The sequence below is a fragment of the Streptomyces mesophilus genome (assembly GCF_011044995.1).
Classification (GTDB): Bacteria; Actinomycetota; Actinomycetes; order Streptomycetales; family Streptomycetaceae; genus Streptomyces; species Streptomyces mesophilus.
The window spans coordinates 1-9,911 of sequence record NZ_JAAKZW010000277.1; the positions used below are offsets into that span (position 1 = coordinate 1).

At 69.3% G+C, this 9,911-nt stretch carries 9 protein-coding genes; 5 read left to right on the top strand and 4 right to left on the bottom strand.

Annotation, left to right across the window (positions count from 1 at the left end):
* The 3 genes from G6045_RS36155 to G6045_RS36165 all read right to left on the bottom strand — a co-directional run.
* A partial coding sequence (locus tag G6045_RS36155) for an NADH-quinone oxidoreductase subunit C (protein ID WP_165336457.1) occupies positions 1–624 on the bottom strand: 624 nt, incomplete at its 3' end.
* Positions 621–1,274, bottom strand: a complete 654-nt coding sequence (locus tag G6045_RS36160; RefSeq protein WP_165336458.1) for an NADH-quinone oxidoreductase subunit B — start codon at positions 1,272–1,274, stop codon at positions 621–623. The genes G6045_RS36155 and G6045_RS36160, both read right to left, overlap by 4 nt.
* Complete coding sequence (locus G6045_RS36165) at positions 1,265–1,690, bottom strand: NADH-quinone oxidoreductase subunit A (RefSeq protein WP_165336459.1); 426 nt, start codon at positions 1,688–1,690, stop codon at positions 1,265–1,267. Before G6045_RS36165 ends, G6045_RS36160 begins: the two co-directional genes overlap by 10 nt.
* Positions 1,691–1,857: 167 nt before the next feature.
* Here G6045_RS36165 and G6045_RS36170 point away from each other — a divergent pair, with 167 nt between their 5' ends.
* The 5 genes from G6045_RS36170 (at position 1,858) to G6045_RS36190 (ending at position 8,686) form a co-directional block, all read left to right on the top strand.
* Entirely contained in the window at positions 1,858–3,036 is a 1,179-nt protein-coding gene (locus G6045_RS36170; RefSeq protein WP_165336460.1) for a sensor histidine kinase, read from the top strand.
* Between the two features lie 124 nt (positions 3,037–3,160).
* Positions 3,161–4,531: a sensor histidine kinase gene (locus tag G6045_RS36175; protein WP_165336461.1), complete on the top strand. Its 1,371-nt coding sequence runs from the start codon at positions 3,161–3,163 to the stop codon at positions 4,529–4,531.
* A gap of 185 nt (positions 4,532–4,716) precedes the next feature.
* Positions 4,717–5,376 (top strand): response regulator transcription factor, encoded by a 660-nt coding sequence (locus G6045_RS36180; RefSeq protein WP_328708026.1) that lies wholly within the window; start codon positions 4,717–4,719, stop codon positions 5,374–5,376.
* Between the two features lie 294 nt (positions 5,377–5,670).
* Positions 5,671–7,614 carry a 2-oxoacid:acceptor oxidoreductase subunit alpha gene (locus tag G6045_RS36185; RefSeq protein ID WP_165336463.1) on the top strand — a complete coding sequence of 648 codons (1,944 nt, stop codon included), beginning with the start codon at positions 5,671–5,673 and terminating at the stop codon, positions 7,612–7,614.
* Positions 7,607–8,686 (top strand): 2-oxoacid:ferredoxin oxidoreductase subunit beta, encoded by a 1,080-nt coding sequence (locus G6045_RS36190; RefSeq protein ID WP_165336464.1) that lies wholly within the window; start codon positions 7,607–7,609, stop codon positions 8,684–8,686. The genes G6045_RS36185 and G6045_RS36190 overlap by 8 nt, the downstream gene beginning before the upstream one ends.
* A gap of 71 nt (positions 8,687–8,757) precedes the next feature.
* On the opposite strand, the gene G6045_RS36195 is transcribed toward G6045_RS36190, so the two are convergent.
* Positions 8,758–9,911 (bottom strand): ABC transporter substrate-binding protein (locus G6045_RS36195; protein ID WP_165336465.1); only part of this gene is annotated, 1,154 nt, incomplete at its 5' end.

Below are 9,911 nucleotides of genomic sequence, written 5' to 3' on the forward strand. Positions count from 1 at the left end.
CGCCGCACCCGCGCCCGCGGCCCGCCCCCCGCCCCGCGCCGGACGCGCCGGCGCGGGCGGAAGCTGGCCCTTGAGCGGGCCCCACTCGTTGGGATCCGGGACGCCCGGCGGCAGCATCTGGCGCCGCTTCGGGCCACCGTGCTCCGACTCCCCCGGCTCCTTCGCTCCCGGCCACGCCTTCACGACCCGCGCCGCGAGCACGAAGTCCTTGCGCAGCGGATGGCCCTCGAAGGTGTCCGGCAGCAGCAGCGGGTCGAGGCCGGGGTGCCCGGTGAAGTCGACGCCGAACATCTCGTGCGTCTCGCGCTCGTGCCATCCGGCCCCCGCGTACACCTCGATCGCCGAGGCCAGCGTCGCGGACTCGTGCGGGACCGTCGTACGGACGAGAAGGCGGCGTACGGGGTGCAGCGCGGCCACGTGCGCGCAGACGCGGAAGCCCGTGCCGGGCTCGTCGACGGCGCTCAGCCAGTCGAAATACGTACAGCCAAGACGGTCGCGCGCCACGGTCAGCGCGGCGGTCCAGGAGTCGGCGGGCACGTCGACCGTCAGCAGGTCGTACGCCTCCTCGGCCGTCGCGTCCGGACCGAAGAGCTCGGTCACCTCACCAGGGAGCCACCCGGTCACCGCGCACCCTCCCCCGAAGCCGAGGCCGAATCCGAAGCCGAACTCGGGCCCGAAGCCGAAGCCGGAGCCGGAGGCGGCGAAACCAGACCGCTCTGGAGCGCCGCCGCCGAAGCCGGCGCATAGCGCTCGCCGAGCGACTCGCGCGCGATCTTCTCCTGGAGCTTGAGGATCCCCTGAAGCAGCGCCTCGGGCCGGGGCGGGCAGCCGGGCACGTACACGTCGACGGGGATGATCTGGTCGACGCCCTTGGTCACGGAGTACGAATCCCAGTACGGCCCGCCGCAGTTGGAGCAGGCGCCGAAGGAGATCACGTACTTGGGCTCGGGCATCTGCTCGTAGAGCCGCTTCACGGCGGGTGCCATCTTGTCGGTCACCGTGCCGGAGACGATCATCAGGTCCGCCTGGCGCGGTCCCGGCGCGAACGGGATCACGCCGAGCCGGATGAAGTCATGGCGGGCCATGGACGCGGCGATGAACTCGATGGCGCAGCAGGCGAGGCCGAAGTTGAAGACCCACAGGCTGTAGCGGCGGCCCCAGTTGAGGACCACCTTCATGGGCTGCGGCGCGAGCCGGGCCAGCGGGCCCAGCTTCGGCGCCGGCAGATCCACGGGCCTGGGGCCGGGGGTCACAGGGGCGGGTGTCACGTCCATGCGAGGACGCCCTTCTTCCATGCGTACAGCAGCCCGATGGCGAGGAAGCCGAGGAAGAGGAACATCTCCACCAGCGTCGTCGCGCCGTATCCGGCCTTGGCGAAGACCGTGGCCCAGGGGAACAGGAAGATGGAGTCCACGGCGAAGATCACGTACAGGAACGAATAGACGTAGTAGCGGACCTGCGTGTGGGCCCAGCCCTCGCCCACGGGGTCGACTCCGCACTCGTACGTCAGGAACTTCTCCTGCGTCGGTACGACGGGCCGCAGGAGCTTGCCCGCGCCGAACGCGACCGCCACGAAGAGGACGCCGACGACGGCCAGCAGCCCCACTACCGAATAACTGTCGAAGTAATCGGCGGCGAGAAGCGGTGAACTACCCGTTGGCTCCGGCACGTCCGGACCTCGCTCCCTCATCTCGCTGCAGCTGTCTGCGCCCCGTTCGACGATCTGTACGCACGGGAGTCTAGGGGTTGCCTCTCCGGGGGTGAGCAGGCCGTCGGCACGGAGGTGGGGTTTTCCCCAGTTGATCCGGGCGGCGGACCTCATGGCGGGGGCGCGCGCGACGCGGCACGCTTGGCGGCATGACCACACGTACCGCCGTACAGCGAGGGCCTGACCGCCTGCCGCCCGCACGTTTCGCCTTCGACGGGCAGACCTGGAAGGAGATCGCCCATCTGCTGATCAACTTTCCGCTCTCGCTGATCGGTTTTGTGTACGTGGTGACCGTGCTGTTCACCGGCGGGCTGCTGTCCGTGACGGTGATCGGCCTGCCGGTGCTCGCCCTCGGTCTGGCCGGTGCCCGGCTGCTCGGCCGCTGGGAGCGGGGCCGGGCCCGGCGGATGCTCGGGGTGCGGATCGACGAGCCGAGCCCGCTGCCGCGCCGCGGCGACGGCCTGATCGCCCGGGTGTGGAACGGGCTGAAGGACCCGGTGGGCTGGCGCACGGTCCTGTACGAATTCATACGGTTGCCGTGGGGTGTCTTCACCTTTGCCGTGACGCTGGTGTCGCTGTTCGTGCTGTGGCCGGTGCTGCCGTTCATCGCGCGGGCGCTGACCAACGCGGACCGGGCGATGGTGCGCGGACTGCTGTCCCCCTCCGACGAGTTGGAGCGGCGGATCGCCGAGCTGGAGTCGGACCGGGGTGTCGTGATCGACACCGCGGCGGCGGACCTGCGGCGGATCGAACGCGATCTGCACGACGGCGCCCAGGCCCGGCTGGTCAATCTGGCGATGGGCCTCGGTCTGGCCAAGGAGAAGCTGCTCGAGGGCCAGGCCGACGACACCGTGGCCGAGATGGTCGACGCGGCGCACGGCGAGGTGAAGCTCGCGCTGCAGGAGCTGCGCGATCTGGCCCGCGGCATCCACCCCGCGATCCTCACCGACCGCGGCCTGGACGCGGCGCTCTCCTCCGTGGCGTCCCGGTGCACGGTGCCGGTGAAGGTCACGGTCGATCTGGCCGAGCGCCCGGCGGCGGCGGTCGAGGGCATCGCGTACTTCACGGTCTCGGAGCTGCTGCAGAACGTGAGCAAGCACAGCGGCGCGCGGACGGCGACGGTCGATGTGTGGCGCGCGGACACCCGCCTCCTGGTCCAGGTCGGCGACGACGGCCACGGCGGCGCGAACCTCGACGGCGGTACGGGCCTCGCGGGGCTCACCGAGCGGCTCGGGGCGGTGGACGGGCTGTTCGTGGTGGATTCACCGGAGGGCGGACCCACGACGGTGACGGCCGAGGTGCCGTGGCGGGACCGCGACCGGGGCTAGAGCGGCCCGGAGGTAGGGAAAACCCCCGGGTCGAAACGGAGACGGGCCGCATGGTCTCCGGAGCTCCCGGACGCGAGGCTTGAAGAGCCGCAGCAGAGCGCAACTACGAGAACGGACGACGCAGATGGCGACCGAATACGGACACCGGACCTGGTCCCGGTTCGCGGACGAGGACGACTACCCGAACGTCCCGGACCGCCAGGAGCCCGCGCGGCGTCACTTCCTGCCGCCCGCGCTGCGCGCGCCGGTCGAGGCGCGGACCTGGCGGGAGTTCGGCTATCTGCTGCTCAGCCTGCCGATGTCCATCCTGACCTTCACCTACGCCGTCACGATGATCTCCATCGGCGCCGGCCTCCTGATCACCTTCCTCGGCATCCCGGTGCTCGCGGCCGGTCTCGCCGGACTGCGCGGGCTCGGCGCCGTCGAGCGGGCGCGGGCCCGCGGGCTCCTTCACCTCGACGTGGAGAGCCCGGAGCCGCTGCGGCAGAAGAAGCAGGGCGCCATGTCGTGGATGGGCGCGGTGCTCAAGAGCGGCGCGTCCTGGCGGCACGTGCTGTACGCGCTCTTCCACTTCCCCTGGGCGATCTTCGGCTTCGTGGTGTCGGTGACGTTCTGGACCGTCGGGTGGAGCCTGTTCACGTATCCGCTGTGGCAGTGGGTCTTCCCGATGTACACCGGGCAGGACGGCATCCAGCTGTACGGCGACGAGACCCACCAGTTCTATCTGGACAGCCCCTTCGAGATCCTCGTCACCTGCCTGATCGGTCTGCTGATCACGCTGGTGACGCCCTGGATCATCCGCGCCCTGACCAGCGTGGACCGGCTGATGGTGCTCGGTCTGCTCGGCCCGTCCCGTCTGGTCACCCGGGTCGTGGAGCTGGAGTCGGACCGCGGCGTGGTCGTGGACACGGCGGCGGCGGACCTGCGGCGGATCGAGCGCGATCTGCACGACGGCGCCCAGGCGCGTCTGGTGACCCTGGCGATGGACCTCGGTCTGGCCAAGGAGAAGCTCAGGGAGGACCCGCAGGCCGCGGCGCGGATGGTCGACGAGGCGCACGGCGAGGTGAAGACCGCGCTCCAGGAGCTGCGCGATCTGGCCCGCGGCATCCACCCCGCGGTGCTCACCGACCGGGGTCTCGACGCCGCGCTCTCCTCGCTGGCCGCGCGGTGCACGGTGCCGGTGCAGGTCGAGGTCGATCTGCCGTACCGGCCGGCGGCGGCCATCGAGGGCATCGCGTACTTCACGGTCTCGGAGCTGCTGCAGAACGTGAGCAAGCACTCCAAGGCGCGGCGGGCCACGGTCGATGTGTGGCGTTCGGAGAACCGGCTGATGCTGCAGGTCATGGACGACGGGATCGGCGGGGCCGGGCCCGGGCAGGGCTCCGGGCTCAGCGGGCTCGCGGAGCGGCTGGACGCGGTGGACGGTGTGCTCGCGGTGGACTCGCCCAAGGGCGGGCCGACCTCGATCACGGCGGAGCTGCCCTGGCGGGGCTGAGACCCCGCCGACCGCGGCCCGCGCCCTGAACGGCGCGGGCCGCACACCCACGTCCAGCCCCACCTGCCCCAGGCCGGCAAGCCCGCGTGCCCAAGGCGACCGCAGATCCCCCCGAACCCTGGGATGCTGGACGTACAAGCAAGTGCCGTGAAGGCCGGGGGGACGGACGGATCGTGGAGGACAGAGTGCGCGTGGTCATCGCCGAGGATTCAGTGCTGCTCAGGGAGGGCCTGACCCGGTTGCTGACCGACCGTGGGCATGACGTCGTGGCCGGCGTCGGCGACGGGGACGCACTGATCAAGACCATCGGCGAGCTGGCCGCGCAGAACGCGCTGCCGGACGTGGTCGTCGCCGACGTACGGATGCCGCCGACCCATACCGACGAGGGCGTGCGCGCCGCCGTCCACCTGCGGGGAAAGCACCCGGACCTCGGTGTCCTGGTGCTTTCGCAGTATGTGGAGGAGCAGTACGCCACGGAGCTGATCGCGGGTTCGAGCCGCGGCATCGGCTATCTGCTCAAGGACCGGGTCGCGGAGGTACGGGAGTTCGTCGACGCCGTCGTACGCGTCGCCCAGGGCGGCACCGCCCTCGACCCCGAGGTGGTCGCGCAGTTGCTCGGCCGCAGCCGTAAGCAGGATGTGCTCGCCGGGCTTACGCCACGCGAGCGCGAGGTACTCGGGCTGATGGCCGAAGGCCGTACGAACTCGGCGATCGCGAGGCAGCTTGTGGTGAGCGACGGAGCAGTCGAGAAACACGTCAGCAATATCTTCCTGAAGCTCGGTCTCTCACCTAGTGACGGGGATCACCGTCGCGTACTGGCGGTCCTCACCTACCTCAATTCGTAGCGACCTGACACCCTGTCAGATACGAGAGCGGAGTCGGCCGGGACCGGGGGCGAAAACCCAGGCGGGACCGGAGGACCAGAACCAAAGGATGAGCAGAGAGCGTCTTCAGCGAAGGGGCCGGGGGTGATCCCATGGGGGCGGAAACAGGGACGAAGTCGGGCATCCGCGCGTCTCATTTGACCGTCCACTATCTGACCACCCCAGGGAAGGCGACCCTTACCGACGTAGGGTGGCCCTGGAAGGACCGGTCGGCCGGTCACTTCCGTGCCACAGCCTCGAGGGAGGTCCAGTTCAGTGACCAGCCAGGTCAGTAGCCCAGCCGAGCAGACCGACGGTGCCGTGGTCGGTGACGTTGTCGGTGAACAGCGCAAAGCGTCCACGGAAAAAGAGGTCCGTCGTCTGGACCGGGTGATCATCCGGTTCGCGGGCGATTCCGGCGACGGTATGCAGCTGACGGGTGACCGCTTCACCTCGGAGACGGCATCGTTCGGCAATGACCTTTCGACGCTGCCGAACTTCCCGGCCGAGATCCGTGCCCCTGCCGGCACGCTGCCGGGTGTGTCCAGCTTCCAGCTGCATTTCGCCGATCACGACATCCTGACCCCCGGTGATGCGCCGAGCGTGTTGGTGGCGATGAACCCGGCCGCGCTGAAGGCGAATATCGGTGATGTTCCGCGTGGTGCGGAGGTCATCGTGAACACCGATGAATTCACCAAGCGGGCGATGCAGAAGGTCGGTTACGACACCAACCCGCTGGACGACGGTTCGCTCGACGGTTACAGCGTGCATCCGGTGCCGCTGACGACGCTGACGGTCGAGGCGCTCAAGGAGTTCGACCTTTCGCGTAAGGACGCGGGCCGCAGTAAGAACATGTTCGCGCTGGGTCTGCTGTCGTGGATGTATCACCGTCCGACCGACGGCACCGAGACGTTCCTGCGGCAGAAGTTCGCCAAGAAGCCCGAGATCATGAAGGCGAATCTGGCGGCGTTCCGGGCGGGCTGGAACTTCGGTGAGACCACCGAGGACTTCGCGGTCTCCTATGAGGTGTTGCCGGCGGCGAAGGCGTTCCCGACGGGCACCTACCGCAATATTTCCGGGAACCTGGCGCTGTCCTACGGTCTGGTGGCGGCGGGCAAGCAGGCGGATCTGCCGCTGTACTTGGGCTCGTATCCGATCACGCCGGCCTCGGACATCCTGCACGAGCTGTCCAAGCACAAGAACTTCGGCGTGCGCACGTTCCAGGCCGAGGACGAGATCGCCGGGATCGGCGCGGCTTTGGGTGCGGCCTTCGGCGGCTCGCTTGCGGTGACGACCACGTCCGGGCCGGGGGTGGCGCTCAAGTCCGAGACCATCGGTCTCGCGGTGTCGCTGGAACTGCCGTTGTTGATCGTGGACATTCAGCGTGGTGGGCCGTCCACGGGGTTGCCGACGAAGACCGAGCAGGCCGATCTGCTGCAGGCGATGTATGGCCGTAACGGTGAGGCGCCGGTGCCGATCGTGGCGCCGCAGACCCCGGCCGACTGCTTCGACGCGGCGATCGAGGCGGCCCGGATCGCGCTGACCTACCGCACCCCGGTGTTCTTGCTGTCCGACGGGTATCTGGCGAACGGCTCGGAGCCGTGGCGGATCCCCGAGGTCGACGAACTCCCGGATCTGCGCACCCAGTTCGCCCAGGGACCCAACCACACCCTGGACGACGGCACCGAAGTCTTCTGGCCCTACAAGCGCGACCCGGAGACCCTCGCCCGGCCGTGGGCGATCCCGGGCACGCCGGGTCTGGAGCACCGTATCGGCGGGATCGAGAAGCAGGACGGCACGGGCAACATCTCCTACGACCCGGCCAACCACGACTTCATGGTCCGCACCCGCCAAGCCAAGATCGACGGCATCCAGGTCCCCGACCTCGAAGTCGACGACCCGACCGGCGAAGCGCGCCTTCTCGTCCTCGGCTGGGGCTCCACGTACGGCCCGATCACCGCCGCCGTACGGCGACTTCGTACTGCGGGACAGAGCGTGGCGCAGGCCCATCTGCGGCACCTCAACCCGTTCCCGCGGAATCTCGGCGAGGTCCTGAAGCGTTACGACAAGGTAGTGGTGCCCGAGATGAACCTCGGCCAGCTCGCGACGCTCCTGCGCGCGAAGTACCTGGTCGACGCCCTCTCGTACAACCAGGTCAACGGCATGCCGTTCAAGGCCGAGCAGCTCGCCACGGCTCTCAAGGAGGCCATCGATGGCTGAGACGATCACGGAAGGTCCGGGCACGATCGAGGCGCTTTCCCTCGTGCCGAAGGCCGAGGCAAAGCAGTCCATGAAGGACTTCAAGTCCGATCAGGAAGTGCGCTGGTGCCCCGGCTGCGGTGACTACGCGGTGCTCGCCGCCGTGCAGGGCTTCATGCCCGAGCTCGGGCTCGCCAAGGAGAACATCGTCTTCGTCTCGGGCATCGGCTGCTCGAGCCGCTTCCCGTACTACATGAACACCTACGGGATGCACTCCATCCACGGACGCGCCCCCGCCATCGCCACCGGACTCGCCTCCTCGCGCCGGGACTTGAGCGTCTGGGTCGTCACCGGTGACGGCGACGCACTGTCCATCGGCGGCAACCACCTCATCCACGCCCTGCGCCGCAACGTGAACCTGAAGATCCTGCTGTTCAACAACCGGATCTACGGACTCACCAAGGGCCAGTACTCACCCACCTCCGAAGTCGGCAAAATCACCAAGTCGACACCGATGGGCTCACTCGACGCACCCTTCAACCCGGTGTCGCTTGCGATCGGCGCGGAGGCCTCGTTCGTGGCGCGGACGGTGGACTCCGACCGCAAGCACCTCACCTCGGTGCTGCGGGAAGCGGCCGCCCACCCCGGCACCGCACTGGTGGAGATCTACCAGAACTGCAACATCTTCAACGACGGCGCCTTCGAGGTGTTGAAGGACAAGCAGCAGGCCGAAGAAGCCGTGATCCGTCTGGAGCACGGCCAGCCGATCCGCTTCGGAGTCGACGGCGCCAAGGGCGTCGTACGGGACTCGCTGACCGGTGACCTCAAGGTCGTCGACGTCACCGAGGCCAACCAGTCGCAGATCCTGGTGCACGACGCGCACTCCGCGTCCCCCACCACCGCGTTCGCGCTCTCGCGCCTGGCCGACCCCGACACCCTGCACCACACCCCGATCGGCGTCTTCCGCTCCACCGACCGCCCGGTCTACGACACGCTCATGTCCGACCAACTCGACACCGCCATCGAGCAGAACGGCAAGGGTGATCTGGGGGCGCTGCTCGCGGGCGGCGATACGTGGACGGTTGTGGGCTAGCTTCAACTTGGCTGTGCGGTAAGGGGTGTTCGCGTTTGCGGGCGCCCCTTTCGTACGTCACAGGTCCTTCGTCACAGGTCCTCGGCCAATCCGAGGAAGCGCTCACGCCCCTCCTCGATGCGCCACAGGAACAGGCCGTTGCTGATCACCAGGGCGTTCGTGGCCTCGCTGATGGCGAGCGTCTTCGCCAGTCCCTTGTACGTGGTCTTCTCCACGCGGCCCGCTATCGCACCGCGTTCGACGCGCTCCGTGCCGAGCGCCGACATGGCCGCGGCCAGACACTGCACCGCGTCGTACGCCTCCACCGCATGGCGGTCGGTCCGGGTGACCTTGTAGCGCTCGCGGTAGGCGGCCACGAATTCCTCGGCGCGCGGGAGTTCGGCCGGGTCCACGAAGGTGGCGGTGAAGGTCCAGCCCTCCGCGGCTTCGCCCGCAGCCGCCGCGAAGCCGGTCATGACCGGTTCGGCGGCCAGCCGCGGCCCCTGGAAGCGGGCCTCGGTCAGGGCGCGGGCCAGCCGGGCCGCGCGCCCGGACGAGAGGCCCGCGTACACGACGGCCTGGGCTCCCGCGGCGAGCGCCGCCCTGACCGCCGCGGCGAAGTCGCCGCGTTCGGCCGCCACTTGGTGCACGGTCGTGCGCCCTTCGGATGGCGGGAACTCCTTGAGCGCACGCGCCAGACGCCAGCTCATCTCACCGCCCGCACGGTCCTCGACCACCGCCGTCCTGGTGACGGGTTCGACGGCCGACAGGAAGCGAGTCATGGCGCTGACCTGGGTGTTGAGGTCCGGGCTGAGCTTCAGCAGCCCTCGGTTGCGGGTCCCGTCCATGTCGCTGCCGGCCGGTGTCGTCAGCAGCAGCGGCATGGACACCTTCTTGTACATCGGGACGACGGCCCGCACGGCAGCCTCGGAGGTCGGCCCGATCACCGCCACCACCCGTTTGTCGGCGCTCAGTTGGCGTGCCGTGGCCGCCGCCTCGGTGGGCACGCCGGGGACTTCACGCAGCTCGAAAATGAAGGGCCGGTCGTCGCGGGCGTTGAACTGCGCCACCGCGAGCTCCACACCCCGTGCCACCCCGCGGCCGGCCGGGCTCTTCCGGTCGACCTGCAGCCCGATGCCGTACGTCGGCACCGGACCGCTCCCAGTACCGCCCGCGCTCTCGCCACGCCCCGCCGCCCACCACACCGCTCCCCCGCCCGCGACGACCGGCCCTTCATTTTCGAGCT

Excerpts from the sequence above, each read along its gene's own strand:
- G6045_RS36160 (WP_165336458.1), bottom strand. The coding sequence starts at position 1,274 with ATGGACGTGACACCCGCCCCTGTGACCCCCGGCCCCAGGCCCGTGGAT.
- G6045_RS36165 (WP_165336459.1), bottom strand. The coding sequence starts at position 1,690 with ATGAGGGAGCGAGGTCCGGACGTGCCGGAGCCAACGGGTAGTTCACCG.
- G6045_RS36170 (WP_165336460.1), top strand. The coding sequence starts at position 1,858 with ATGACCACACGTACCGCCGTACAGCGAGGGCCTGACCGCCTGCCGCCC.
- G6045_RS36175 (WP_165336461.1), top strand. The coding sequence starts at position 3,161 with ATGGCGACCGAATACGGACACCGGACCTGGTCCCGGTTCGCGGACGAG.
- G6045_RS36190 (WP_165336464.1), top strand. The coding sequence starts at position 7,607 with ATGGCTGAGACGATCACGGAAGGTCCGGGCACGATCGAGGCGCTTTCC.